The organism is Breoghania sp. JC706, from assembly GCF_037026715.1.
Taxonomy (GTDB): Bacteria; Pseudomonadota; Alphaproteobacteria; order Rhizobiales; family Stappiaceae; genus Breoghania.
In genome coordinates this window covers 240,192-265,258 of sequence record NZ_JBANCG010000001.1, presented here as the reverse complement: position 1 = coordinate 265,258, position 25,067 = coordinate 240,192, and the positions used below count along the sequence as shown (strand labels likewise).

General features: G+C 65.5%; 18 protein-coding genes. 7 read left to right on the top strand and 11 right to left on the bottom strand.

Annotated elements, in window-relative coordinates; genetic code table 11:
• Positions 1-79: 79 nt before the first annotated feature.
• Positions 80-1,492: an FAD-linked oxidase C-terminal domain-containing protein gene (locus V2L18_RS01140; RefSeq protein ID WP_336175858.1), complete on the bottom strand. Its 1,413-nt coding sequence runs from the start codon at positions 1,490-1,492 to the stop codon at positions 80-82.
• Between the two features lie 256 nt (positions 1,493-1,748).
• Here V2L18_RS01140 and V2L18_RS01135 point away from each other — a divergent pair, with 256 nt between their 5' ends.
• Complete coding sequence (locus V2L18_RS01135) at positions 1,749-2,234, top strand: thioesterase family protein (RefSeq protein WP_336175857.1); 486 nt, start codon at positions 1,749-1,751, stop codon at positions 2,232-2,234.
• 15 nt (positions 2,235-2,249) lie between these two features.
• Here the strand turns inward: V2L18_RS01135 and V2L18_RS01130 are convergent, their stop codons facing one another.
• Positions 2,250-4,061, bottom strand: coding sequence for a chloride channel protein (locus tag V2L18_RS01130; RefSeq protein ID WP_336175856.1), 1,812 nt, complete (start codon positions 4,059-4,061; stop codon positions 2,250-2,252).
• Positions 4,062-4,353: 292 nt separating this feature from the next.
• On the opposite strand from V2L18_RS01130, the gene V2L18_RS01125 reads away from it, so the two are divergent.
• The 4 genes from V2L18_RS01125 to V2L18_RS01110 all read left to right on the top strand — a co-directional run bounded on the left by V2L18_RS01125 (position 4,354) and on the right by V2L18_RS01110 (position 8,078).
• A complete protein-coding gene (locus tag V2L18_RS01125; protein WP_336175854.1) occupies positions 4,354-6,012 on the top strand; it encodes a chloride channel protein in 1,659 nt (552 codons plus the stop codon).
• Between the two features lie 62 nt (positions 6,013-6,074).
• Entirely contained in the window at positions 6,075-6,935 is an 861-nt protein-coding gene (locus tag V2L18_RS01120; protein ID WP_336175852.1) for an AraC family transcriptional regulator, read from the top strand.
• A gap of 31 nt (positions 6,936-6,966) precedes the next feature.
• Positions 6,967-7,770: an AzlC family ABC transporter permease gene (locus V2L18_RS01115; RefSeq protein WP_336175850.1), complete on the top strand. Its 804-nt coding sequence runs from the start codon at positions 6,967-6,969 to the stop codon at positions 7,768-7,770.
• The gene (locus V2L18_RS01110; protein WP_336175849.1) at positions 7,767-8,078 is read left to right on the top strand and encodes an AzlD domain-containing protein; all 312 of its coding nucleotides are present in this window, start codon (positions 7,767-7,769) and stop codon (positions 8,076-8,078) included. Before V2L18_RS01115 ends, V2L18_RS01110 begins: the two co-directional genes overlap by 4 nt.
• Positions 8,079-8,327: 249 nt before the next feature.
• On the opposite strand, the gene V2L18_RS01105 is transcribed toward V2L18_RS01110, so the two are convergent.
• Entirely contained in the window at positions 8,328-8,975 is a 648-nt protein-coding gene (locus tag V2L18_RS01105; RefSeq protein WP_336175847.1) for a glutathione S-transferase, read from the bottom strand.
• A gap of 118 nt (positions 8,976-9,093) precedes the next feature.
• On the opposite strand from V2L18_RS01105, the gene phaZ reads away from it, so the two are divergent.
• Entirely contained in the window at positions 9,094-10,308 is a 1,215-nt protein-coding gene (gene phaZ / locus V2L18_RS01100; RefSeq protein ID WP_336175845.1) for a polyhydroxyalkanoate depolymerase, read from the top strand.
• A gap of 366 nt (positions 10,309-10,674) precedes the next feature.
• On the opposite strand, the gene V2L18_RS01095 is transcribed toward phaZ, so the two are convergent.
• Both V2L18_RS01095 and V2L18_RS01090 read right to left on the bottom strand, forming a co-directional pair.
• A complete protein-coding gene (locus V2L18_RS01095) occupies positions 10,675-11,712 on the bottom strand; it encodes a phytanoyl-CoA dioxygenase family protein (RefSeq protein WP_336175843.1) in 1,038 nt (345 codons plus the stop codon).
• A 260-nt stretch (positions 11,713-11,972) separates the two neighbouring features.
• Entirely contained in the window at positions 11,973-13,787 is a 1,815-nt protein-coding gene (locus V2L18_RS01090; protein WP_336175841.1) for an aminopeptidase P family protein, read from the bottom strand.
• Between the two features lie 437 nt (positions 13,788-14,224).
• Here V2L18_RS01090 and V2L18_RS01085 point away from each other — a divergent pair, with 437 nt between their 5' ends.
• Positions 14,225-14,440 carry a hypothetical protein gene (locus tag V2L18_RS01085; RefSeq protein ID WP_336175839.1) on the top strand — a complete coding sequence of 72 codons (216 nt, stop codon included), beginning with the start codon at positions 14,225-14,227 and terminating at the stop codon, positions 14,438-14,440.
• Between the two features lie 215 nt (positions 14,441-14,655).
• On the opposite strand, the gene V2L18_RS01080 is transcribed toward V2L18_RS01085, so the two are convergent.
• The 6 genes from V2L18_RS01080 to V2L18_RS01055 all read right to left on the bottom strand — a co-directional run bounded on the left by V2L18_RS01080 (position 14,656) and on the right by V2L18_RS01055 (position 24,901).
• The gene (locus V2L18_RS01080) at positions 14,656-15,543 is read right to left on the bottom strand and encodes a 50S ribosomal protein L11 methyltransferase (RefSeq protein WP_336175837.1); all 888 of its coding nucleotides are present in this window, start codon (positions 15,541-15,543) and stop codon (positions 14,656-14,658) included.
• A 293-nt stretch (positions 15,544-15,836) separates the two neighbouring features.
• Positions 15,837-18,320 carry a UvrD-helicase domain-containing protein gene (locus V2L18_RS01075; protein WP_336175835.1) on the bottom strand — a complete coding sequence of 828 codons (2,484 nt, stop codon included), beginning with the start codon at positions 18,318-18,320 and terminating at the stop codon, positions 15,837-15,839.
• Between the two features lie 414 nt (positions 18,321-18,734).
• Complete coding sequence (gene ligA / locus V2L18_RS01070; protein ID WP_336175833.1) at positions 18,735-20,894, bottom strand: NAD-dependent DNA ligase LigA; 2,160 nt, start codon at positions 20,892-20,894, stop codon at positions 18,735-18,737.
• Positions 20,895-21,245: 351 nt separating this feature from the next.
• Complete coding sequence (locus tag V2L18_RS01065; RefSeq protein WP_336175831.1) at positions 21,246-22,076, bottom strand: arylamine N-acetyltransferase; 831 nt, start codon at positions 22,074-22,076, stop codon at positions 21,246-21,248.
• Positions 22,077-22,249: 173 nt separating this feature from the next.
• A complete protein-coding gene (gene recN / locus V2L18_RS01060; protein WP_336175830.1) occupies positions 22,250-23,914 on the bottom strand; it encodes a DNA repair protein RecN in 1,665 nt (554 codons plus the stop codon).
• A gap of 156 nt (positions 23,915-24,070) precedes the next feature.
• Complete coding sequence (locus tag V2L18_RS01055) at positions 24,071-24,901, bottom strand: outer membrane protein assembly factor BamD (protein ID WP_336176368.1); 831 nt, start codon at positions 24,899-24,901, stop codon at positions 24,071-24,073.
• Positions 24,902-25,067: the final 166 nt, after the last annotated feature.

The following is a 25,067-nucleotide window of genomic DNA, read 5'->3' as shown; positions in this document are numbered from 1 at the left end:
CGGCGACCCCGGTTCATGGTCCCGGCAACGGGGACCGCTTCGCCCCGTCGCCCATGCCCGCGAACCGAATCGCCCCGTCTCACATGGGGATGATCTTCCCCGGGTTCATGATGTTCAACGGATCGATGGCCTGTTTGATCGCCCACATCACGCTCAGGGCATCACCATGTTCGCGCTTGAGATACTTCTTCTTGCCCTGGCCGACGCCATGTTCGCCGGTACAGGTGCCGTCCATCTCGATCGCACGCCAGTTTAACCGTTCGATGAAGCCGTGCGCAGCCTCAATCTCGCGCTCGTCTTCCGGATCGACAAGGATCGAGACGTGGAAGTTGCCGTCGCCGACATGCCCGATCAGCGGGGCGATCAAGCCGGTCTCGTCAATATCGGCGCGCGTCGCCTCCACGCATTCGGCAAGCCGCGAGATCGGCACGCAGACGTCGGTCGTCACCGACTTGCTGCCGGGCCGGAGCCCCAGGCACGCCCAGTAGGCATCGTGGCGGGCCTGCCAGAGCTTCGAACGGTCCTCCGCCTTGTCGGTCCACACGAAGGGCCCGCCGCCGAATTCCTGCGCGATCTCGCCGAACTGCTCCGCCTGCTCGGCCACGCCTGCCTTGGTGCCGTGGAATTCCAGGAACAGCGTCGGTTTTTCCTCAAGCCCCAGCTTGGAATAGGCGTTGCACGCCTTCACCTGCAGCGTGTCCAGAAGCTCGATACGCGCCACCGGAATGCCGGACTGGATCGTCACGATCACCGCATTGCAGGCGCTTTCCACGTCCGGGAACGGGCAGATGCCGCCGGAGATCGCCTCCGGAATGCCCTGCAGGCGCAGGGTGATCTCGGTGACGATGCCGAGCGTGCCTTCGGAACCGATGAGCAACCGGGTCAGATCGTAGCCGGCCGACGATTTCTTGGCCCTGCTGCCTGTGCGCACGATGGAGCCGTCGGGCATCACCGCGGTCAGCGCCAGCACGTTGTCCTTCATCGTGCCATAGCGCACGGCGTTGGTGCCGGAGGCGCGCGTCGCGGTCATGCCGCCGATGGAGGCGTCGGCGCCCGGATCGATCGGAAAAAAGAGGCCCGTGTCGCGCAGGTACTCGTTGAGCTTCATGCGCGTGATGCCGGGCTGGACGACGCAGTTCAGGTCCTCCGGGAAGATCTTGATCACGGCGTTCATCTGGCTGAGATCGACCGATACGCCCCCTTCCGGCGCATTGATGTGGCCCTCCAGCGAGGTGCCCGCCCCAAAGGGAATGATCGGCGTGCGGTGGGCGGCGCAGATCTTCACGATCTCAGCCACCTCCTCGGTCGACTGCGCGAAGACGACGGCATCCGGTATCTGATTGGCGAGCAAGGTCGTGGTGTGTCCGTGGTGCTCGCGCACCGAATGCGACACCGAACACCGCTCGCCGAAGCGCGCGCGCAGTTCCGCCACGGCGGCCGCGATGCCTTGCCTGTCTTCCCTCTGAGCCTGCTCCGCAGTCGCCAGCGCCATATTTCCTCTCCAATCCGTGGTAAGGCCGGTTCCTGTCGCGGCCCCATTGTTTTTCATGACAAGGTTGCGTTTGATGGCCGGCGAGGCGCCAAACGCAGGCGCCTCGGTTTTTCGACCGCGCGACGGCCCCGCCCCGAGAGGCAGGCCGCAAGGGCGAGCCCCCGACCTTCGCGCTCACTGTCAACCGTCAGGCGTCGCCGCGCAAATCATTTTGCGGCGATCATGCCACACGCGCCATCCAGCCGAGGAGCTTTTCATGCCGAATGCCGATGCCCCCTTCCGCTCGAGCGTCATGCGGGTGGAGGAAGACTGGATCGACTACAACGGCCACCTCAACATGGCCTATTACAACGTCCTGTTCGACCGGGCCATCGACGAGGCATTCCTGGCGGTCGGGCTTGGCCCGGATTACCTGAAGGAGGCGAATGCCTCCTACTTCACCGCCGAAACCCACCTGTGCTACGTGCGCGAACTCTCGCAGGGCGACGCGGTGACGGTGACGACACAGATCCTCGGCTTCGACGCCAAGCGCATTCACGCCTTCCAGGAGCTGCGCCATGCCGACGGCTGGCTATCGGCCACCTCGGAGCAGATGTCGCTGCATGTGGACATGGGAGCGCGCAAGGTCGCCCCGTTCCCCGATGCGATCGCGGAAAAGCTCGCCTATTACGCGAAGCTCCACGAGGCGCTCGGCCGGCCGGAGCGTGCCGGCCGGAGCATCGGGCTGCCGAAGGCGAAATAGCGGCAGCCCGAACCGTTACGCGTAGTGGTTCGCGATGACGGCGCTTGCGATCTCCGACGTTTCGATCACGCCGACGACATCGTCCGGCCGCGGAACGCCGGGATCGCCCTCGATGATGATCGCGTAGGAGCGATCGCGCTGGTTCATGCGGGCGATGACCGAGTTCAGGATGTTGGTCTGCGGCGCGATCACGTAATCGGTCGACATGATGTCGCGCAGGGTCTGGCCGCAGTCGCGGTCGGGCGCATAGGGGATGGTGCCGAAGCGCACGAAACCGGCGATCCGCGCGCCGTCGGAGACGATGACGTGCCGGGCGCCGCACTCGGTAAGCTTGCCGACCACATCGGTCAGCAACGTATCGGCCGGCAGGATCGCGAAGTCCTTCGCCATCACCTCCTTGGCCTGGCGCACCAGATACATGTTGGTGTGCCGCATGGAGGGGATCGGCTTGCCGCGGTTGCGCAGCTTGATGGTGTAGATGTTGGCGGAGATCAGCGCACGCCTGACGCCCACCGCGATCGCCACCGCCAGAACGAGCGGCACGATCACGTTGTAGTCGCGCGTCATCTCGAAGATCATCACGATCGCCGTCATGGAGGCGCCGGTCGCCCCGCCGACGAGCGCGCCCATGCCGACCAGCGCGAATTCGGCCGGCGAGAAGCCGTGGCCGGGAAACAGCATCGAGCCGACGACGCCAACGGCCCCGCCGAGTGCTGCACCGATGAAGAGCGAGGGCGAGAACACCCCGCCCGAGGCACCCGAGCCAAGGCTGACGGAGGTGGCGAAGATCTTCGCCAGCAGCAGCACCACGAGCAGAATGAACGTGTAGGGCGTGCCGTTCAGAATGTCCTGGATGGTAGCGTAGCCGACCCCGGATGTGTGGTAGTGGCCGGTTGTGAGGAAGAAGCCGTAGCTCAACATGCCGATGATCAGCATGCCGATGATGTTCTGCGTGTACTCGTTGCCCGGAAGTGCGGGGAAGATGTCCTCGCACCAGGCGAGGAACTTCACGAAGGCCCAGGAGGCGATGCCGGCGAAGCCGCCGAGCACGGCGTAGGCGACGAGCTGGACCGCGTCGACCGCCTGATGGGGCTCCAGCCCGGCGACCGGCACGATGAAGGCCGGATCGAGCCCGAGCGCGATGCGTGCGATATAGGTCGCCGTTGCGGTGGCCACGACCACCGGCAGGAAGGTGCGCGAACTCACTTCCGGCAGCAGCATTTCCACCGCGAAGAGCACGCCGCCCAGAGGCGTGTTGAAGGTCGCCGCGATGCCGGCGCCCGCACCGGCGGAAAGAAGCGTGATCTTCTGCCAGCGCGCCAGCCGCAACGTGCGCGCGAGCGTGGAGCCGAACGATGCGCCGATCTGGATGATCGGCCCCTCGCGCCCGACCGAAGCGCCCGATCCGATCGAGATGGCCGAGGCCAGCGATTTCACGATCGCCACGACCCCGCGCACATTGCCCTTGTTGTGGTAGATCGCGAACATCACCTCCGGCACGCCGTGGCCCTTGGCTTCGGGCGCGAACGTCTTGACCAGGAAGACGACGATCAGCCCGCCGATGACCGGCGCCAGGATGATGAACGGCCCGAACGAACTCGGCGCCTCGAACTGGTTGGCATCGTAGTAGAGGGAAAAGGTGCCGTAGTAGAAGAGGTTGTGAACGATCGAGATCAGATAGCGAAAGATCACCGCGCCCATGGCCGCCACCAGACCGATCAGAAAGGCGAAGACACAAAGGGCGGGAATGGAATAGACGCGGGCTTCCGGAGAGGCGAGCGGATCGATTTCGGCGGCTTGGGTACTGACTAATTCGGGCGCGGACATGACGGCACAAGTTCCATGAACTGGACTACGCGGAATCGGCCGGGAAAAGGTCGATGCTGGGGTCCAGGCAATGTTTCGCCGTTCGGGAAGCGGGGCCTCTCGAGCAACACGGCGCTTGACGGGGCGTGGACGGGCCAGTCCTGAACCCAGACGCGACGAAAATCAAGGGTGCACGCCGATTTTTGCATAAAACGCGACCACTTTCCCTCGCCTCCGTATCCATCTCATCCTATGCTTGTGGCAGACCCTCGCGAATCGTAACCACAAGAAATAACAAACGCTTTCCCGTCCGATGGCGACAGAAAAGACGCTCCTGAGGAAAATACTGACCCCGCTTGGCAGCGGCTATACTTTCGTGGCAACCGACATAAAGGTGAACGCGCAAGCCTTCATCGCGCGACGACAGCCGCTGGTCTGGCTTCTCGCGCTGGCCATCGGCGTCATCGTCGCTCTGGCTGCGGTGCTCTTCCGTATCGGCATCGGGCTGATACAACTTCCCTGGCTTGGAACGGCATCGGAACACGTCGTTACCGCAAGCCGCAGCGTTCCCTTCTACGTGATCCTGTGCGCCCCGATCGCCGGCGGGCTCATCGTCGGCCTGCTGTTGCACACCATACCCAAGCAACGCACCTTCTCCGTGGCGGACGTGATGGAGGCGCGCGCACGCGGCGGCCACGGCCTGCCGTTCTGGCCGGGCATTTCGTCTGCGCTGCTGACCGTGCTCTCGCTCGGTTCAGGTGCCAGCGCGGGCCGCGAAGGCCCGGTCGTCCACCTGGGCGCGACGCTCGCCACCGCCTTGTGCAACCTGTTCTCGCTCGCCGTCACCGCCCGGCGCGTGATGCTCGCCTGCGGCGTCGCCTCCGCCGTCTCCGCCTCCTTCAACGCGCCCATCGCCGGGGTGCTCTTCGCCCACGAGGTGGTGCTCGGCCACTACGCGCTTTCCGCCATCGTGCCGATCTCGATCGCGTCGGTCGCCGGCACGCTGATCTCGCGGCTGTGGTTCGGCGACGTCGCCGCCTTCGTCATTCCCGGCCACCAGATCACCTCCTACTGGGAATTTCCCGCCTTCGCGCTGCTCGGCGTCGCCTGCGCGGCGGTGGCAGTCATCTTCCAGTTCTCGCTGATCGGATCGGAATGGGTGGCCCGCCACATCCCCATGCCCCTGTGGCTGCGCCCGGCGGTCGGCGGCGCCGCCGTCGGCGCCATCGCACTCGCGTATCCCGAAGTGCTGGGCGTCGGCTATGAGACGACGGACGCAGCACTCAGGAACAATCTGCCGCTCATGACCATGCTGATCCTGCTGGTCGCAAAGACCGCCGCCACCGCGATCACGCTCGCCTCCCGCTTCGGCGGCGGGATATTTTCGCCCTCGCTCTATCTGGGCGCCATGGTCGGCGGGGCCTTCGGGCTGATCGCGGCGAAGGTGTTTCCCGGCCTCGCCTCCTCCGAAGGGCTCTATTCCATCCTCGGCATGGGGGCAGTCGCCGCCGCCATGCTGGGCGCACCGTTCTCCACCACGGTGATCGTTTTCGAGCTGACCGGCGGCTACACGCTGTCGATCGCGCTGCTGATCACCGTGTGCATCTCTACCGGACTGACCCTTGCCGCGCACGGTCGGTCCTATTTCCATTGGCAGCTGGAAATGCGCGGGCTGGAGCTGCAGGCCGGGGCCCACGGCTATCTGGTGCGTTCCGTCCATGTCCGGGATTTTCTGGAGCCGCCGGGCGAAGACGACCCGAAAACCCTCGATCTCGAAGCGGATCCGCCACGCCTCGTGCCGGGCGATTCCATGGAGACCGCGCTGCGCCTGTTCGATGCCTCGGGCATGCCGCGAATTCCCGTGGTCGAGGCGCGCGGATCAGCGGAAGTCGTTGGCTTCGCCCGCCATATCTCGGCGCTCGACCGCTTCAACAAGGCGCTGATCGAGGCGAGCCGGGAGGAACACCAGTAGGCGCGCGTTTATAGAGCAATTGCGTCCAAGACACCCAGCGGCACAATCGCTAAAGTCGCGTCATGACGATGATGAGCCAGCCCGAGGCGCTTCAGGAGACGCCGCTGATGACAGGAGAGCGTGCCCGCTTCTGGCGCGAGGCGCGCCATGGCGCGCTCGAATGCCTGTCTGCAACCTTCCGCACACACGCCTATGCTCCGCACACGCACGAGACCTATGTCGTCGGCGTGATCGTCGCCGGTTGCGAGGGGTTCACCATCGCCGGCCTGAAGACGGCGGCCCGGCCCGGCGACGTCTGTTTCGTCAACCCCGGCGAGCTGCACGACGGCTGTCCCGTCGGCGACGGCTATGCCTACCGCATGGCCTATCCCGAAGTCCGGTTCCTCATCGACATCGCCGAGGATCTGCTCGGGCGCCGGCTGCAAGCCGTCCCCCTTTTCCGTGCGCCCGTTGTGCGAGACCCGATGCTGGCGGCCATGTTCGCGCGGGCCCACCACCGGCTGGAGGAAGGCCGCGGCAGCCTTTACGACGACGAGCTGTTCCATCAGTTCTTCTCCACATCGCTGTGCCGCTACGCCGATCTGGAACCGGCCAGCTACCAGGTCGGCCACCACCCGGGGCTTGCGCGGGCGCGCGACTATATCGATGCGTATCTGTGCGAAAACGTCGACCTTGCGACGCTCGCCTCCATCGCAGGCCTCAGTCGGCACCACTTCCTGCGCGCCTTCCGCAAGACCTACGGCCTTGCCCCGCACGCCTTCCTGCTTGACCGGCGGGTCCACGCGGCCCGGCGCCTTCTGTTGCAAGGCCTCGCCCCGCCGGACGTGGCCACGGCCTGCGGGTTCTGCGACCAGAGCCACCTGAACCGCGTCTTCAAGGGCCGGATGGGGGTAACCCCCGGCGCCTTCCGCGCCGCAAGCTGACCCTTCTGTCTTCTTTCCGGAAACGCCGATCATGCAGCCCCTCACCGAAAGCCCGCGCGCGCCGGGCGCGGAATTCACCGCCGGCATCGTCAAGGCGACGCCGATCATTCTGGCCACGGCCCCCTTCGGCCTGCTGCTGGGGGCCATCGCGGCGCAGAAGGGCCTTTCGCTTCTGGAAATCGGGTTGATGAGCACACTCGTCTTTGCCGGCAGCGCGCAGTTCATCGCCATCGACCTTTGGAGCGAACCGGCACCGTGGCTGGCACTCGGCTTTTCAGCGCTGCTGATCAACCTGCGCCATGTGTTGATGGGCGCCTCGATCTCGCCCAAGCTCGGCCTGTTCCCGCCTGCGCTGAAGCCCTTTGCCATGTATTTTCTGGTCGATGAACTGTGGGCGCTGGCCGAGGCCCGCGCGGCGCGTGCGCCGCTCACCCCCGCCTTCTATTTCGGCATGGGCCTCGTCTTCATCGTCGGCTGGAACACGTGGTCGCTTCTGGGTGGCGTCGTCGGCCCCGTGCTTGGCGATCCTGCGGCCATCGGCTTCGACTTTGCCTTCACCGCGCTTTTCATCGTGCTGATCATGAGCTTCTGGAAAGGGGCGACGACAGGCGCGGTGCTGCTCGCCAGCGCCGGCACGGCCGCCTTCGTCCACGCCCATGTGGAGGGCGCCTGGTACATTCTGGCCGGAGCCTTCGCCGGAATGATCGCAGCCGCCCTTTTCTGGCGGCCGGACGAGCCCGAAACCGCCGGCGCGGATCAGCCCGAATGGAGCGCGGATACGCCCGGCGCCCGCCTTGATGCGCCCACAGGACACGCCACGGAGCCCCGCTCATGAGCGCCTTCGATCTCGATCCCGCAACCCTCGCCGCGTTCGTGGCGATGGGCGTTGCCACCTACGCCACCCGTCTCGCCGGCCTCCTGCTGGTCCGCCACATCCCGACCACCGGCCGCTTCAAGGCAGCGCTCGAAGCCGTGCCGCCGGCCGTCCTGATGGCCGTCATTGCACCCATGGCGATTGCCACCGGCTGGGCGGAGACCATCGCCGCCGCCATCACGGCGATCGCGGCGACGAAATTGCCCCTGTTCGTGGTGGTGGTGATTGGTGTCGTCTCGGTGGTGGCGTTGAGGATGTCGATAGGCTGAGCGGGAAAGGTCGGCTGTGGCCCATTCTGAGTGTCTGGCCCAAAATGGTATCGGGCTACGCGCTTTCGGTCATTCCCCCTCATACCCCTCCGCCGTCATTGCCCGGCGAAGTCCGGGCAATCCACCACCAGCCGCAGCATTCGGGGCACGTGCTGGATCACCCGGACTTCGCCGGGTGATGACGATGGGGGGTATGAAGGTGCTTAGAATTCGGTGCGAAGAACCAGCTACCATTTCCAGGCCGGGCCCTCAGAACTCCACCTCCAGCTCGATGATCTCGTCCGGCTCCTCCATGGCGCCTTCGGTCCATTCCTTCATCAATGGCCAGTCGAGGATCGTGTCGCAATAGGCGGCAAGTTCCGGTTCCAGGCTCACCGCGTAGGTCACGAACCGCGTGCAGACGGGCGCGTACATCGCATCGGCGATGGTCGGCGTCTTGCCGAAGAGATAGGGCCCGCGATAGGCCTCCAGGCATTCCGACCAGATCGTCTTGATCCGCTCCACGTCGGGCCTGGCGCCGGAAAAGATCTTGAAGCTCTCGTGCCTGGCCTTGAGGTTCATCGGCAGGGCCGAGCGCAGGTTGTAGAAGCCGGAGTGCATCTCGCCCGAAATCGCCCGGCAATGGGCCCGCGCGACGCGATCGGTCGGCAGCAGCCCGGCCTTGGGGAAGGTTTCCACCAGATATTGCCCGATCGCCAGCGTGTCCCACACCGTCACGTCATCATGGACCAGCCGCGGCACCAGCACCGAGGGCGACAACAGAAGCAGCTCCTGACGTGCTTCCTCGTCGAGATTCACATGAACTTCCTCGAATTCCAGCCCCGCCATCCGGCACAAAAGCCAGCCGCGCAGCGACCAGGAAGAATAATTTTTTGATGAAATCGTCAGCGTCGCCATGGAACCGTACCTCCCACATACGCATTTTGCACCGCGGGATATCTTCTCGCATTGCACAATAAAATGCATTAGCGCATTTTGTGCATATGATTGCGGGCGGGGCAAACAGGACGGATCCATGATGTATCAGGCTTACCAGCTGCAGGATGACCTGATCGAGCCGATGCGCTTCTTCGCGAAGCAACTGCGCAATTCGGCCGATACCCTGCTCTGGAACTGGACCGACCCGGCCCGCCGCAGGCTGACGGCCGGGCTGGAAATGATCGAGCGTTTCGAGATCACCCACACGAGCCCGGAATTCGGCATCACCGAGGTGATGAGCGGCAACCGTATCGTGCCGGTGCAAACCGAGGTTGCCCTCGACCTTCCCTTCGCGAAGCTTCTCCACTTCACCAAGAACATCGACACGCCGCAGCCGCGCGTGCTTGTCGTCGCGCCCTTGTCGGGCCACTTCGCCACGTTGCTGCGCGGCACCGTCCAGACGCTGCTGCGCGACCATGACGTCTATATAACCGACTGGGCCAACGCCCGCGACGTGCCGGTCTCCGCCGGCCGCTTCGGCGTGGAGGACTACATCTCCTACGTCATCCGCTTCCTGGAGGAAATCGGCCCCGGCGCCCACGTGCTCGCCGTCTGCCAGCCCTGTGTGCAGACGCTTGCCGCCGTCGCCGTCATGTCGGAGGACCACCACCCCGACACGCCGCTCTCCATGACGCTGATGGCCGGCCCGATCGACCCGCGCGAAAGCCCGACGGAAGTGAACGAGTTCGCCGTCGCCAAGTCGCTCGGCTGGTTCAAGCGCTCGGTCATCTCCACGGTGCCCTCGCGCTATCCCGGCGGCGGACGGCGCGTTTATCCCGGCTTCCTCCAGCTCACCGCCTTCATGGCGATGAACATGGATCGCCACCGCAAGGCGCATGAAAACCTGTACCAACACCTGGCCAATGGCCGCACGGAAGAAGCGCAGAAGATCAAGGACTTCTACGACGAGTATTTCGCCGTCCTCGACATGACGGAGGAATTCTACATCGAGACGATCGACCGGGTGTTCCACAAGGCCGAGCTTGCCAAGGGCGAGTTCACCTACCAGGGCCGGCCGGTCGACCCGGGTGCGATCACCCGCACCGCGTTGCTCACCGTCGAAGGCGGACGCGACGACATCTGCGCCATCGGCCAGACCTCGGCCGCCCACGAGCTGTGCAAATCGCTGCGCCCCCACCTCAAGCGTCACCACCTTCAGGCCAATGTCGGCCACTACGGCGTCTTCAACGGCAAGCGCTGGGAACGCGAAATCTACCCGGTCGTCAGGAACATGATCCTGTCTATGGAGTAGGCTTCGCAAAGCGGCACGGACGCGTCCCCTCTCCCATGGGGAGAGGGCTAGGGTGGTTCATGGTTTGGCGGAAGCGCTCAGTAGGGAAAACACCTCTCCCGTGGGGAGAGGTCGGACCGAAGGTCCGGGTGAGGGGGTTCAGGTTCTCCGTATCCACGAAAGCCCAACACCCCTCACCCCAGCCCTCTCCCTATGGGAGAGGGGGGCGGATACGGCTGCTTCCGTGAAAAGATGAAACGCTCTAGGGTGAGGGGATGCGGCGCCAGAGGGATACGGAAAATTCGCCACCCCTCACCCGGCGCATGCGCGCCGACCTCTCCCCATGGGAGAGGTGATTGAAGAGCCCCAAACAGGCATTCACACCGTCTACCCTCGCCACCTCACCGGCGGATCGAGCGGCTTCACGACCCCGACCGGCGGCTGGCCCGTTTTGCCCTTCTTCGCCTTCCAGGTGTTGACCCTATCGTGGATCTCCGCCTGCCGCCCCTTCAAACCCGGCAGCGAGAACGGATCAAGCCCGGTGAACGGGCGGAACGGATTGCGCCTCAGCGAGCCGTAGATGCCGAGCCGCACCGTCGCCCGGCTGCTCACGCCGCGTGCGTGAAAGCCGTGCGTATCGGCCACCACCAGCGTATTCGCCGGCACCACCACGCGCACCGGCGCGCCGTAGCCCATGTCGCGCAGTTCCTCGTCCGATATGCGGAAAGACCCCAGCGCATGATGCCGGTTCTTGTCCGCGTGCGCGGTGAGCGACTTCTCGTATTCGAAACGCAGCCGCGCCGAGGTCATCCGGTGCGAGCCGGGCACATAGGTAAAGGGGCCGCCGTCCTCGGACACGTCCTCCAGAAACAGCCAGGCCTTTGCGGTCGCGTGGAAGGTGTCGGAGTGAAACACCGTCTGCGGATCGCGCGGTCCTCTGTCGGGCTCGGCGAAGACCGTGTGCAGAAACACGATCGGATCGGCATTGACCGAAGCCACGTAGCGCAGCAGCCCCTGGAACATCGGCCCGTTGACGAAGGCGCCGATCTCCGGATGCGCGCCGCACATGGCCCTTGTCACGGGCGCAAAGCGCGTAACCGCGTTGCCTTGCCACATCTCCTGTGCGGGGAATGCGTTGTCTTCCACCGCGCGCCGCAAGGCCCGAAAATCCGCTTCCGGCAGCGCGTTGCGGCGGATGACGAAGCCGTCGCGCTCATAGGCTTCGATATCGCTCGGCTCGACCAGATGCGTCAGCCGCCGCCGGCGCCAGTCGGCCATGCTTTCGGCAAGCTTCACGCGCTGCAGATGGAGCCCGCGCCGGTTGAGCGCGGGCGAACCGATGATCGGGTTCTGGCGAAACGACTTCGCGCCGCTCGCCAGTTCCAGTGCCCACAGCGGCGCGCGCAGCACGTCGAGAGCCTTCATGTCTCCTCCCCGGCGTGAATATCCCCTGGCGGACCGATGGGGTCTGTGGCCCATCCTTCGAGACGGCCCTTTGGGGCCTCCTCAGGATGACGTTGTGCTTGTTGATGTCTTCGTCAAGAATAACAACATGATAACGTCATCCTGAGGAGGCGTCGCAGACGCCGTCTCGAAGGATGGGCCGCAAGTTCCGAACCCGCCCCCCATCGGCGCGTCCCCCAGCACCGGGAGAGAACGTCCCGCGCCCTCTCCCGCATTGTCGCCTAATCCTCCAGCGGCGCGGTCGCCTTTTCAAGCCAGTCTCGCGTCTTGTCATCGACCAGCGGGCCGATCTCGGCCAGCACGCGGGCGTGATAGGCGTCGACCCAAGCGCGTTCCGCCGCGCTCAACATGGCGGTCACGATCAGCCGGCGATCGATGGGCACCAGCGTCAGCGTCTCGAAGCCGAGCATCGGCCGGTCGCCGCCTTCGATCCTCTCCGCCGGCCTCACCAGCTCCAGATTCTCGATGCGGATGCCCCACTTGCCGGCATTGTAGACGCCCGGCTCGTTGGAAACGATCATGCCGGGCTGGAACGGCGTCGTGCCGGTCTTGGCAATGCGCTGAGGCCCTTCGTGAACGCTGAGATAGGAGCCGACGCCGTGGCCCGTGCCGTGGTCGAAGTCGAGCCCGGCCTTCCACAGCGGTATGCGCGCCAGTGCATCCAGCTGCGCGCCGGACGTACCGGCAGGAAAACGCGCGGTGGAAATGCCGATATGCCCCTGAAGCACCAGCGTGAACTGGCGCCGCATCTCATCGTCGGGCGTGCCCACCACCATGGTGCGGGTGATGTCGGTGGTGCCGTCCTCATACTGCGCGCCGGAATCGCACAGATAGATGCTGTCCCTCTCGATCGGCAGGCTCGTTGCCGTCGTCACGCGGTAGTGGCAGATGGCGGCATTCGGCCCGGCACCGGAGATCGTGTCGAAGGAGATATCCTTCAGCTTGCCGGTCTCAGCCCGGAAGCCCTCTAGTTTCTTGGCAACCGAAACCTCGTCGAGCCCGCCCTTGGGCGCGTTTTCCTCAAACCACACCAGGAACCGCGCGAAGGCGGCACCGTCGCGCCGGTGCGCGGCGCGCGCACCCTCGATCTCCGCTTCGTTCTTGATCGCCTTGGGCAACAGCACCGGATCGGAGCCGAAGCTCACCGTGGCGCCGGCGGCCTCAAGACGCCGCGTGATCGCCTCCGCCGACATGTCGGGATCGACCAGCACCGTGCGGCCCGAAAGCCCGTCCAGCGCCGGCAGGAAGGCATCGGGCTCCGCGACCTCGGACAACCGGCCGAGCGCATCGGCCACCGTGTTGGAGAGCTTGCGACGGTCGATGAAAAGCTGGGGCGCCGCATCCGCGCGCAGGATCGTGAAGGCGAGCGCCACCGGCAGATGCGGCAGGTCGTGACCACGAATGTTGAAGGTCCAGGCGATGGAATCGGGCTGCGCAATCACCGCCGCATCCAGGCCCGCCTCGCGCAGCTCCACCTTAAGCCGCTCGATCTTGTCCGCCGCCGATACGCCCGCGCTGGAAAGCGGATGCAGCACGACCGCCTCAAGCGGCGGCTCGGGTCGGTCCGTCCACACAGTATCGATCGGGTTGCCTTCGACCGGGACGAGTTCGGCGCCGGCCTTCTCGCACGCGTCTTTCAGGCGCTTGGCACCGTTCACCGTGTGCAGCATCGCATCGTAGCCGATGCGCATGCCCTTCTTCGCGACAAGACGGATCCAGGTTGCCGGCGGCGTCTCGATCAGGTGCAGCGGCTCGAACAGCGCCGCATCCACCTGGGCGCGCACCTGCAAGGTGTAGCGGCCGTCCACGAAGATCGCCGCCTTGTCCTTGAAGACAACGGCCGCACCGGCGGAACCGGTGAAGCCGGTCAGCCAGGCAAGCCGCTCCTCGCTGGGGGCGACGTATTCGTTCTGATGGGTATCGGTCCGCGGGACGATGAAGCCATCGAGACCGCGCCGGGTGAGTTCGGCCCGCAGGGCGACCAGCCGGTCGCTGCGCGCGCCTGATTCGGAGGGGGGATCATAGGTCTGGAACATGCCTTCAAATTAGCGCGTTCCATCCGCGAGGCGATACAGGATTCGCATATTTGCGCACCGCTTAGCTCCAGCCCTGGCATCGGCACAGGCCCGCGGCGCCGCCACCGGGCCGGCGACATCCGGCCCGACCTGCGACCAACCGGCGCGCTTTCCCCTCGCAAGGGCGAGATCCGGTAAAACATGGTTAACGGAACATGAAGACGCTGTGCATCGGAAAATCTCCGAAAAGCGCAGAAAACCGGCATTTACCGCACACAGAATGTGCCACCCGCCCAAGAATTATGCTGCACTGCAAACGTACAATTACGTACATGTCGAAATGTGAGAGCAGCTATGCGGTGGACGCGCTTACTCGGGGTCAGCGTTGTTCATACCTTGCCATCAGTGAGCGGCGGACAGGACGGATCCAGCCGCAAGTGACGCAAGGAGATTTCACCATGGCGACTGCCTCTGTCACCTCGACCGGACTCCACGGCGGTGCCCGCCACGGCCTGTTCCGCCGCGCTCTCGACCGCATGGTCAGCGCCCGCGAACGCCAGGCACGCCGCTATGTCAACGGCTACCTGCTGTCGCTCGACGACGCCACTCTGAACGCCTACGGCTACGACCGCAGCGAGCTGGAGCATGAAGGCTCCATGACGTTCCCCTACTGAGCAGGCACCCGGCTGAGCCCCTCTCGGGCGGGATGACCGGTCAAACGGGTCGGGATACTTCAGGTCCAAAAAAACGGGACGCAGCCGCAAGGCGCGTCCCGCTTTTGTTTCCGGGGCCTGTTCTTTTTCGCAAGAAGCGGATGGTCGTCCCAGGAGCTCGATCCCTCCAGCGTCATCGCGGACGAGAGGGAGCATCAGGGCACTCCGAATAGCCCCTACAACTCCACCCGCGTATTTGCGAATGTCAGCGTCAGCCAGTCGTCGTGCTCGATGCGGTGGGTGAGGCGGAAGCGCTGGTCACAATAGGCGGCGATCACCCGCGGCCCGTCGGCAACCCTGAGGCCCGAGAGCACCAGCGTGCCGGGCTTTGCCATCAGTTGCGAGATCGGGTGCGCGAGCGCCATCAGCGGGCGCGCCAGAATGTTGGCGACGACCAGATCGAACGGCGCGCGCGCGCGGATGCGCGGATGCTGGACGCCCGCCGCCGTCACGCATTCGATGAGCCCCGGCACCTCGTTGAGCCGCGCGTTCTCCCGCGCCGCCTTCGTCGCCACCGGATCGATATCCGTGGCGAGCACCGGCAGATGCGCGAGCTTCGCCATGGCGATGGCGAGAACGCCGGAACCGGTGCCGAGATCGAGGATCGAGGAGTAGCGCCGACGCTTCAGCACCCGGCACAGTTCCTCCAGGCAGCCGGCGGTGGTGCCGTGATGGCCGGTTCCGAAGGCCTGGGCTGCCTCGATCTCGATGCCGATGGCGTATGGCGAGATCCTGTCGCGGTCGTGACTGCCGTGGACGACGAAGCGCCCGGCCGTGACCGGCGTCAGGCTTTCCAGCCCCTTGGCGACCCAGTCGATCTCCTCCAGCACGTCCGCCTCAACCGGCGCGGCGAAGGCATCGGTGCCGACCCGGTCCAGAATATCGGCCTTGACCGCCTCCGGCTCGCCGTCGAAGAACAGGATTTCGGCCACCCACGGCCCGTCCATCACGGTCTCGTAGACGGAAACCGGATAGGCCTCCTCTTCATAGGCAGCCTCGAGAATACCGGCGATGCGCCGGGCTTCGAGTTCATCCGCCGTCACGCGAGCGCGGATCATGGGCATGGGGGTACGTCCTGGGTAGACGGGCGCGATATGGCGCCCGGAAATGTCTGGTGTTGCGCCTTATAGGGCGAAGGGGATGGACGTGAAAGGGGGCGGATGGGGCCGAGACCGCGTTGAAATCGGTTACATCCGCAATGTCATTCCCGCGAAGGCGGGAATCCAGCAACCACAGAATTTACTGGTGAGACTCCTACGGCTCATTCCGGGAGTGCTGGATCCCCGCCTTCGCGGGGATGACAAAAAACGGCACCATGGGAAGCCCCTTTATCCAAGCCGCGTGCGCAGCCCGTCCCTCAAACCGCCTCGACGAAGCTGTCCAGCACCTTCTTGCGGCCGGCCTTCTCGAATTCGATGGTCAGCTTGTTGCCGTCGATCGAGGCCACCCGGCCGTAGCCGAATTTCAGGTGGAAGATCCGCTCGCCGACCGAATAGGCCGACGCCGTCTCCGTCACGCTTTTGGCGACCAGCTCGCCCTCGATGGTCTTCGGCCCGCCGCGCCCGCCGCCCTTGCGGCCGAACGAACTGCCGCTTTCGGAAAAACCGCCGCCGCCGTTCTCGCGGCTGCGCTGGGCGCGCTGCCAGCCGGGCGTGGAATAGCTGTTGCCCCCGGCAAACGGATCGCGCGTGTCGAAGCGGCTGGCGCCATAAGGCCCCATGCCGCTCGTGCCATAGCCGCCATAGGAGGTGGACGCCTCGGCGACCTCCACATGCTCCTCCGGCAATTCGTCGAGAAAGCGCGAGGGGATCGACGCCTGCCACATGCCGTGGACGCGCCGGTTGGAGGCAAATCGGATGCGGGCGCGTTTCTTCGCCCGCGTGATGCCGACATAGGCGAGCCGCCGCTCCTCCTCCAGCCCCGCCTTGCCCGATTCATCGAGCGCGCGCTGGTGCGGAAACAGCCCCTCCTCCCAGCCGGGCAGAAAGACGGTGTCGAATTCCAGCCCCTTGGCGGAATGCAGCGTCATGATGGAGACGGCATCGTCGCTGCCGTCGCCGGAATCGCGGTCCATGACCAGCGAAATGTGCTCCAGAAAGCCTGCCATGGACTCAAATTCATCCATGGAGCGGATCAGTTCCTTCAGGTTTTCCAGCCGCCCCGGCGCATCCGCAGACCGGTCGTTGCGCCACATCTCGGTGTAGCCGCTCTCGTCCAGAATGATCTCGGCCAGATCCGTGTGCCGCATCGTCTCGATCTGCGCGCGCCAGCGGGCGAAGTCGGCGAGCAGGTTCTTCAGCGTGTTGCGCGGCTTCGGCTTCAGCTCTTCCGTCTCCACCAGCAGTGAGGCCGCCTGCATCAGCGGAATGTTCTGAGCCCGCGCCAGCGCGTGCACCTGCTTCAGCGAGGCCTCGCCCAGCCCGCGCTTGGGCGTGTTGACGATGCGCTCGAAGGCCAGATCGTCCGACGGCTGGATGGTTGCGCGAAAGTAGGCCAGCGCATCGCGGATTTCCATGCGCTCGTAAAAGCGCGGGCCGCCGATCACACGGTAGTTGAGGCCGAGCGTGACGAAGCGGTCTTCGAACTCGCGCATCTGGAACGACGCACGCACCAGAATGGCGATGTCGTTGAGCGCGTGCCCGTGGCGCTGCAGATCCTCGATCTCGTCACCAATCGTGCGCGCTTCCTCTTCCGAATCCCACACGTTCGCGACCGAGACCCGCTCGGCATCCGGATCATCGTGATCAGTGAACAGCGTCTTTCCGAGCCGGCCGTCATTTCTGGCGATCAGATGCGAGGCGGCGGCCAGAATGTGCGAGGTGGAGCGGTAGTTGCGCTCCAGCCGGATGACCTTGGCGCCGGGAAAATCATGGTCGAAGCGCAGGATGTTATCGACCTCCGCCCCGCGCCAGCCGTAGATCGACTGGTCGTCATCGCCCACGCAGCAGATGTTCTTGTTGCCCTGGGCGAGCAGGCGCAGCCAGAGATACTGCGCGATGTTGGTGTCCTGGTACTCGTCCACCAGCATGTAGCGGAAGCGCTCCTGAAAGCTCTTCAGGATTTCCGGCTGTTCGCGGAAAAGCCGGATAGTGAGCAGCAGAAGATCGCCGAAATCGGCGGCGTTCAAGACGGTGAGCCGCTCCTGATAGTCCTTGTAGAGCTTGATGCCCTTGCCGTTGCCAAACGAACGCCCCTCGCCTTCGGGCACCTGGGAGGGCGTCAGCCCGCGGTTCTTCCAGCCGTCCATCAGCGAGGCGAACTGACGGGCCGGCCAGCGCTTGGCGTCGAGCCCCTCGGCCTCGATCAGCTGCTTGATGAGCCGGATCTGGTCGTCGGTATCCAGAATGGAGAAATCGGGTCTCAGGCCCACCATCTCCGCGTGCCGGCGCAGGATCTTCACGCCGATGGAGTGGAACGTGCCGAGCCACGGCATGCCCTCCACGCTCTCGCCGACGAGTTTGGAAATGCGGTCCTTCATCTCGCGCGCGGCCTTGTTGGTGAAGGTCACGGCGAGGATCTGGCTCGGAAATGCGCGCCGGGTCGCGAGAATATGCGCGATGCGGGTGGTCAGCACCCGCGTCTTGCCCGTGCCAGCACCGGCCAGTACCAGCACCGGCCCGTCGACGGTCTCCACCGCCTCGCGCTGTTCCGGGTTCAGCCCGGCCAGATAGTCGACAGCCGCAGGAGCGGGACGCACGGCAGCCATTGCACGCGCGGCGATGCCGCCGGTGGCGGGACGCGGCGGCGCAGGCTCGTTTGCCCGGCCGGCCTGTCCCCCGTTCGGGGCCGGCAGGTCCCAGCCGTCCAGATCGTCGTCATGCGTGCCGCCGGAAGTGCTCATTCGTCCACGAATCTCTTGTGTCATTGCAGAACAATATAGCAACGATCGTGGTGCAAGCGAGGCCGGCGGCCTGGTTTGTTGAGGGGATGGTGGCGGCAAGGCAGGCTTTGTCCGAGGCCGCAACTTCACGCCTGCAGGTTTACTGCCCCGGTCCCTCCGCCCGTCATCCCCGACTTGATCGGGGATCCACTCTGATCACGGCTTGCGCCGGATCGGCCTCGGCATCCCGACAGCACGCATCTGGCCCCGAGATTGTCAGGCGCTTTTGCGGGCCGAAGACGCGCGCGTCTCGCGCGCCGGAGAGACGTCACACCGCATGGAGAGGGCAATGGATCCCCGATCAAGTCGGGGATGACGGATACGGGTGGAACGGAGCACGCGGGAAGGCCCCGATTTCCCCCCACCCCAGGCGACCTACTCCCCCACCAGCTCGAACCATGCGTCCTCGGAGATCACCTCCACCCCGTGCTCTTCCGCCTTTTTGAGCTTCGATCCAGCCCCCGGCCCCGCCACCACGAGATCGGTCTTCTTGGAAACCGATCCCGCCACCTTGGCGCCCAGCCGTTCCGCCATTGCCTTGGCCTCGTCGCGCGACAGCCGCTCCAGCGAGCCGGTGAAGACCACCGTCTTGCCCGCGACCGGCGAGCCTTCCGAGGCCGGTGCCGCCATATCAAGCGGCGTCACCTGCGCCAGCAACGCCTCCAGCGCCTGCCTGTTGTGCGCTTCCGCAAAGAACTGCACGACGGCCTCCGCGACGATCTCGCCGATGCCGTCGATGTTGTTGAGGTCCGTCCAGGCGCCGCTCGCATGGTCCGCCGCCTCGCGCATGGCCTCGGCAAACGCCCCCCACGAGCCATAGGCGCGCGCCAGCAGCTTGGCGTTGCCCTCTCCCACATGGCGAATGCCGAGCGCATAGATGAAACGGTTGAGATCGATCTCGCGCCGCGCGTCGATGGCCGCAAAGAGGTTCTTCGCCGAGGTCTCGCCCCAGCCGTCGCGGTTCTTCAGCTTCACCAGCGAGCCGGCATCGCGGGCCTGCAACGTGAAAATGTCCGCCGGCTGGTGAATGCCGCCCTGATCCACCGGGATCTCGTAGAAGAACTCCACCTGCTTGTCGCCAAGCCCCTCGATGTCGAAGGCGTTGCGCGAGACGAAGTGCTTCAGCTTCTCCTTGGCCTGCGCTGCACAGGTGAGCCCACCCGTGCAGCGGCGGATCGCGTCGAGCCGCCCGGTCTTGGGGTTTTCCTCACGCACCGCGTGGCTGCCGCACACGGGACACACGGTGGGAAACTCGAACGGCGTCGCATCCGCCGGGCGCTTCGTCAGATCCACGTCGATCACCTGCGGGATGACGTCCCCGGCGCGCTGGATCTGCACCGTGTCACCCTTGCGGATGTCCTTGCCGCCGCGGATGGGCTCGCCGTCCTGGCCAATACCCTTGACGTAATCCTCGTTGTGCAGCGTCGCGTTGGAGACGACCACGCCGCCGACCGTCACCGGCTCAAGTTTGGCGACCGGCGTCAGAGCACCCGTGCGGCCCACCTGGATCTCAATATCGCGCACGATGGTGAAGGCCTTTTCGGCCGGAAACTTGTGCGCGATGGCCCAGCGCGGCGAGCGCGAGACGTAGCCGAGCCGCTCCTGCAGATCGAGCCGGTCGACCTTGTAGACCACGCCGTCGATATCGTAGCCGAGCGTCGCCCGGTTCTCCTCGATCTCGTGATAGACGGCGATCAGTTCTTCCACGCTCTCGCAGCGTTTCATCAGCGGGTTGGTGACAAAGCCCCAGCCCTCGAAGGCCTCGATCATGCCCATCTGCGTGTCGGCGGGAAGCGACGTCATCTCGCCCCAGGCATAGGCGAAATAGCGCAGCGGCCGCGATGCCGTGATTTCCGGATTGAGCTGGCGAAGCGACCCGGCGGCCGCGTTGCGCGGATTGGCGAAGGGCTTGCCGCCATTGCCCACCATACGCTCGTTGAGCGCGGCGAAATCGGCATGCGCCATGTAGACCTCGCCGCGGATCTCCACGACGTCGGGCACCCCCTTGGGCAGCCGCTTCGGGATGTCGTCGATGGTCTCGGCGTTGCGGGTGACGTTCTCGCCCGTGGTGCCATCACCGCGCGTCGCCGCCGTCACCAGCTTGCCACCCTCGTAGCGAAGCGCCAGCGACAGGCCGTCGATCTTCGGCTCGGCGGTTACGGCAAGCGCGCCGTGGAGCGGATCGTAGCGCAGGAACCGGCGCACGCGGGCGACGAAATCGGCCACGTCCTCGTCGGAAAAGGCGTTGTCGAGCGACAGCATGGCGATGGAATGGGTGACCTTGCCGAAGGCCTCCTGCGGCGCCGCGCCGACATGCACGGAGGGCGAATCCTCACGCACGAGTTCGGGAAACGCCTGCTCGATCGCCGCGTTGCGCTGGCGAAGCGCATCGTAGTCGGCATCCGAGATCTCCGGGTCGTCCTCGCGATAGTAGAGCGCGTCATGGTGCGCGATCTCCTTCGCCAGCCGCTCAAGCTCCACGCTGGCCTGATCCTTGGTCAGCTTTTCGACAGGGAGGGACGCGGTCTCGGACATGGAAGGATCTCGGATGAAGGGATTCGGGAGGCCGTATTATGCCGTTGGAGAGAGCCCGGGCGAAAGCGCGAAGGTGGCGAAAGGAAGAGTGTCCCCGCCCCTCCGTCCGCGGCCTTGCCGCTAGCCCCTCGGTCCTCCGTCCGTGGTCTTGCCGCTTGTTCCCTTCTCCCCCCTTGTGGGGGAGATGTCGGCGTCAGCCGACAGAGGGGGGTAACGCCGCTTGCTCCAAACCTGCCGCCTACCCCCCTCTGTCACGCGAAGGCGTGACATCTCCCCCACAAGGGGGGAGAGGGGAGCGAGCCGGAACATAGCGCCATGCGCCGGTTCCATCATTGTCAAACAAGCCCCAACTCACGCTACCGAGCGTACATCCTCTTCCATCGGCAGTCCGATCTTCTGCGCGATTACGGCGATATCCTCGCCCGCCATGGCCAGCCCGAAGCGCTTCGCCAGCGTGCAGGCGAGATCGCCAGCATCGCGAAGCTCGCGCACGCTCTTCACGCCGTCGCGCACCTCGGTGACCTTCACGTTGAACATGCCGATACGGCCCCAGGGCGTCAGCCGGTGCAGCATCAGGTTGGCGGAAAACGGCGCCTTGTCCCACGTGGCACAGAGATGGTTGGCCGCCTCGATATCGATCGGCGGAACATCCGCACGCTCAAAGCCGTAAAGCGAATACCACTTATCCTCTGCGAGCCTCTGCAGGACTGTCTCGCCCGTCGCGACGTCCGCGACGATCCGGTAGACCTCGTCCGGCTGATAGTCGAGCCGGTAGCGCTCCACCGGCACCGGCCGACGCGCGCCGCCGCCACCGAAGCCCACGTCGACGAGCCATTCGCGCCCCTCCACATGGACGATATGGGCCAGATGCGAACGAATGCCGCCCCGCTCGCCGCCATTGCGCACCCGCGCGAGAACGGGGTCAAACTCGAAACCCAATGCGTCGAGCGCCAGAGCCATCAGCCCGTTCTGCTCGAAACAGTAGCCGCCGCGCCCGCCCGCAACGAGCTTGCGCTGGAGCGCCCCCGGTTCGAGCGCCGGCACGCGCCCCATCAGCGGATCGAGGCTTTCAAAGGGAATGGCTGAAAGATGCGCCTCCTGCAGCCGCGCGAGCCCTCTGCTCGTCGCGGACGGCGCATCGATGCGTATGCGCGCCAGATAGGCATCAAGATCGAATGTCAAGACAGGTCTCCCGGAATGCTCCCCCACCCGGCGAACGGCCGGCTGCGGTTGCCCTTGTCTAGCTCGTGACCGGGCCTCCACACTGTGACCGCCGCCACACTTTGATCTCTGGCGGCATGTCCCTGACAGATGAAACAGTCCGAATTTCGGCGGACGGGAAAAATCGGGCGGGCTTACGCGCCAGCCATCAGCTTTTCGGCCGCCGCCCGCGCCTCATCGGTGATGACCGCGCCGGCCAGCATCCGCGCGATTTCCTCGCGGCGCGCGGCGTCCTCAAGTCGGGTGAGCCGCGTCGCCACGCGGTCCTCCTCAACCTTCTGCTTGGAAATCTGCAGATGCCCGACCGCACGCGCCGCCACCTGCGGCGCATGGGTGACGGTGAGCACCTGCACCTGCGAGGCGAGCCGGGCAAGGCGAATGCCGATGGCCTCGGCCACCGCACCGCCGACGCCCGTGTCGATCTCATCGAAGACCAGCGTCGGCGCCGAGCCCTTGTCGGCGAGCGACACCTTCAGCGCCAGCAGGAAGCGGGAAAGCTCGCCGCCCGAGGCGACTTTCATCATCGGTCCCGGCCGGGTGCCCGGGTTGGTCTGCACCCAGAATTCCACTTGGTCGATGCCATCGGCGGCGCGCGCCTGCCGGTCGCTGGTGATCTCGACAATGAAGCGGGCGTGCTCCAGCTTCAGTTCCGGCAACTCCCCGGCAACCGCATGTTCGAGGGCTGCCGCCGTTTCGCGCCGCCGCTCGCTCAAGGCGCTGGCGAGCCGGTCGTAACGCGTCTCCGCCTCCTTGAGCGCCGCCTCAAGCGTCACAAGCCTTTCCTCACCCGCATCGAGATCGGAAAGATCGGTTTCCATGCGGGCGCGCAGCGCGCCAAGTTCGTCAACCGGCACGGAAAACTTGCGTCCCGCCGCCCGGAGCGCGAACAGTCGCTCTTCGGAAGCCTCCAGCTCGCGCGGGTCGAATTCGGTCTTGCGCAACGCGGCCTCCAGCTCGCCGCGCGCCTCCTCCAGCAGGTCGAGCGCCTGCCCGATCAGGGAGACCGGCTGGTCGATCATGCCGGCCGCAGCTTCCGCCTTGCGCTCCAGCCGCCGCATCAGCGAGGCGAGTTCGGGGATCGGCGAGGCCGTGCCGTTCAGCGTCTCCACCGCCTCCGACAGATCGCCGGCGATCTTTTCCACCCGCATCATCGCCGCCCGGCGTTCGGCAAGCGTCTCCTCCTCGCCGGCCTGCGGGTTGAGGACGGCGAGTTCCTCGGTCGCGGCACGCAGGAAATCGGCTTCGCGCCGGGCGGTTTCGATACGCTCCTCGTGATCGCGCAACGCCTTGCCGGCTGAGCGCACGGCGCGGTGGGCCTCCGCGACGCCGGCGACCTCCGCCTCCAGCCCGCCATAGGCATCGAGCAGGCGGCGATGGCTCGCCGCATCGACCAGCGCGCGCTCGTCATGCTGACCGTGGATCTCGACGAGCCGCGCGCCGATATCGCGCATCAGCGAGGCGGAGACCGGGCGGTCGTTGACGAAGGCGCGCGTGCGCCCGTCGGCGCTCTGCACCCGGCGCAGGATGATGTCGCCGTCGTCGTCGATGTCGTTTTCGGAAAGGATCTTGCGAGCGGGATGGCCCATGGCAACGTCGAAGGCCGCCGTGACCTGGCCCTGGTCGGCGCCGTGACGCACGAGCCCGGCATCGCCGCGCCCGCCAAGCGCCAGCGTCAGCGCGTCGAGCAGGATCGATTTGCCCGCACCCGTCTCGCCGGTCAAGACCGTCATGCCGGCGGTGAAATCGATGTCCAGCCGGTCGATCAGTACGATATCGCGGATCGAGAGCGCTGCCAGCATGTTGCGATCGGTTCGGAAGATCTCGTGAAGCGGGTCCTGTCTGTCAGGAAAGGGCCGGCCGCACCTGCGAACGGCCCCTATATCTCGGCAGCCGGAGCGCCATGGAGGCTTCCGGTGCGCCCCTTGAGGCCCGAATCAGGATCGGGCCGGCCGGGATCAGATCACCTTGATACTGTTAAACGCCTTGCTGATCCAGCTTCCCGGATTGGCGGAGGGCTCGTAGCCGCCCTTCTTCAGCAGGGTGTAGCTATCCTTGTACCACTGGCTTTCGGGATAGTTGTGCCCGAGCACGGCGGCCGCGGTCTTTGCCTCGTCGATCACGCCGAGCGCGTAATAGGCCTCGGTCAGGCGCGCCAGCGCTTCCTCGATGTGGCGGGTTTCCTGGTAATTCTCGACCACGTAGCGGAACCGGTTGATGGCCGCCACGTAGTTGCGCCGCTCCAGGTAATACCGGCCGGTCTGCATTTCCTTGCCGGCGAGCTGGTCGGTCGTCACGCGGATCTTCTTGCGCGCATCCGCGGCATATTCGCTGTCGGGATAGCGGCGCACCAGCTCGCGCATCGTCGCCAGCGCCTGGGCCGTCACCTGCTGGTCGCGGGTCACGTCCGGCATCTGGCGATAGTAGGAATTGCCCATGATGTAGAGCGCATAGGCGGCGTCCGGCGAACCGGGATAGAGCGTCGCAAAGCGCTTCGCAGCCGTGATCGCTTCCGCGTACTTGCCGCGCGAATAGTTCGTGTAGGCGAGGTTGATCAGCGACTTGCGCGCATATTCGGAATAGGGGTGAAGCCGGTCGACTTCCTCGAACTTCGCCGTCGCCTGCTTCAGGTCGCCGGCGGCGCGGAAGGCCAGGCCCTCGTTGTAGAGCTGATCGGCCGGCGTGTCGTCCATGGCCAGATCATCGGGCTTCTTGGAGGCGCAGGCCGTCAGGGCCAGCGCGGCGACCAGCGGCAGCACGCGAACCAGCGCCCGGCTCCGGTTCATCATTCCCCGCGCCGCAGCCCCGAGTTCGGGTACGTCCGATACGATTACACGTCGCAACACTGATCGCCTCTCCTCAGGAAGCCGCGGCCGTCCCAGTGACAGCCCGGCTTTCTCCAGACCCGGTCCTTCTAGCGCGGAATTCCCCCTGATGGAAAGGGGGCGTGGAACA

Bases quoted from the DNA above. Each gene is read 5' to 3' on its own strand.
- V2L18_RS01090 (WP_336175841.1), bottom strand. From the start codon at position 13,787: ATGTTCCAGACCTATGATCCCCCCTCCGAATCAGGCGCGCGCAGCGAC.
- V2L18_RS01055 (WP_336176368.1), bottom strand. From the start codon at position 24,901: ATGATGAACCGGAGCCGGGCGCTGGTTCGCGTGCTGCCGCTGGTCGCC.
- V2L18_RS01085 (WP_336175839.1), top strand. From the start codon at position 14,225: ATGGCGACTGCCTCTGTCACCTCGACCGGACTCCACGGCGGTGCCCGC.
- V2L18_RS01080 (WP_336175837.1), bottom strand. From the start codon at position 15,543: ATGCCCATGATCCGCGCTCGCGTGACGGCGGATGAACTCGAAGCCCGG.
- V2L18_RS01140 (WP_336175858.1), bottom strand. From the start codon at position 1,492: ATGGCGCTGGCGACTGCGGAGCAGGCTCAGAGGGAAGACAGGCAAGGC.
- V2L18_RS01110 (WP_336175849.1), top strand. From the start codon at position 7,767: ATGAGCGCCTTCGATCTCGATCCCGCAACCCTCGCCGCGTTCGTGGCG.
- V2L18_RS01130 (WP_336175856.1), bottom strand. From the start codon at position 4,061: ATGTCCGCGCCCGAATTAGTCAGTACCCAAGCCGCCGAAATCGATCCG.
- V2L18_RS01075 (WP_336175835.1), bottom strand. From the start codon at position 18,320: ATGAGCACTTCCGGCGGCACGCATGACGACGATCTGGACGGCTGGGAC.
- V2L18_RS01095 (WP_336175843.1), bottom strand. From the start codon at position 11,712: ATGAAGGCTCTCGACGTGCTGCGCGCGCCGCTGTGGGCACTGGAACTG.
- V2L18_RS01120 (WP_336175852.1), top strand. From the start codon at position 6,075: ATGACGATGATGAGCCAGCCCGAGGCGCTTCAGGAGACGCCGCTGATG.
- V2L18_RS01105 (WP_336175847.1), bottom strand. From the start codon at position 8,975: ATGGCGACGCTGACGATTTCATCAAAAAATTATTCTTCCTGGTCGCTG.
- ligA (WP_336175833.1), bottom strand. From the start codon at position 20,894: ATGTCCGAGACCGCGTCCCTCCCTGTCGAAAAGCTGACCAAGGATCAG.
- phaZ (WP_336175845.1), top strand. From the start codon at position 9,094: ATGATGTATCAGGCTTACCAGCTGCAGGATGACCTGATCGAGCCGATG.
- V2L18_RS01125 (WP_336175854.1), top strand. From the start codon at position 4,354: ATGGCGACAGAAAAGACGCTCCTGAGGAAAATACTGACCCCGCTTGGC.
- V2L18_RS01115 (WP_336175850.1), top strand. From the start codon at position 6,967: ATGCAGCCCCTCACCGAAAGCCCGCGCGCGCCGGGCGCGGAATTCACC.
- recN (WP_336175830.1), bottom strand. From the start codon at position 23,914: ATGCTGGCAGCGCTCTCGATCCGCGATATCGTACTGATCGACCGGCTG.
- V2L18_RS01135 (WP_336175857.1), top strand. From the start codon at position 1,749: ATGCCGAATGCCGATGCCCCCTTCCGCTCGAGCGTCATGCGGGTGGAG.